Below are 749 nucleotides of genomic sequence, written 5' to 3'. Positions count from 1 at the left end.
CGCCTGCCGATTGCGGGTCCTTCGCTACCGCATCGATCGCGTTCTTGCCTGCCAGCGCGGTTGCGCCACCCGCCAGCACCTTCATGCGGGCATCCGACGTTTGGCTTGCTGCATCTCCCATCTGCGAAGCCGTTTGCATTGCCGCGATCACCGGTGAACTCACCGCTACCGTCAACCCGGACTGCTCGAACCGGCTCTCCTGACTGCTGTGGCCCGTTTCACGCGCTTCAGTGATGTCGACTTTCTTGGCGAGGATGTCCACGTCGCCTTGCATTGCAATCACGTTGCTGCCAACTTGGCGATATTGATTGCCCGCTGCGATGCTTACATTGCCATTGGTTGACCCAATCGTGGACGCCACGGCTGTCGTCTTCGCCGTCTGATCGTCCTCGCTTTGCATACGGCTACCGACCATGAAGCCGGCACCACCGGAGCCCATCAAGCCGCTTTGCGTCTCCTTGCGGTAGTGCGATTCGCTGCTCGATGCCGTGGCCGATTCGATGTTGACGTTGTTCTTGGCCATCAACGATACGTCTTGCGTAGCGGCAACGTTGCTGCCCTTGACGTTGATATCGTGGCCAGCCAGGACGTTAACAGTGTCGCCTGACAGCGTGGTGCCGATGGCATTCGTCTGACTCGCCGCATCGATGGTGTGCGTAGTCTTACTGGAGAGGAAGCCCTTTTCCGACTGGAAGTGCTCGTCGCGCACGCTCTGGCCACTCTGGCCAGCATTCAGGTTCACGTCGCGA

The 749-nt window shown here is 59.7% G+C and carries 1 protein-coding gene; it reads right to left on the bottom strand.

The annotated features are described in order from the left end of the window. The coding region (locus FUT88_RS16645; RefSeq protein WP_261797192.1) for a hemagglutinin repeat-containing protein at positions 1-709 on the bottom strand (709 nt) is incomplete at its 3' end. Between the last annotated feature and the right edge of the window lie 40 nt (positions 710-749).

Source organism: Ralstonia sp. TCR112 (assembly GCF_007997035.1).
GTDB lineage: Bacteria > Pseudomonadota > Gammaproteobacteria > Burkholderiales > Burkholderiaceae > Ralstonia > Ralstonia edaphi.
This window is presented reverse-complemented; position numbering and strand designations above follow the sequence as displayed.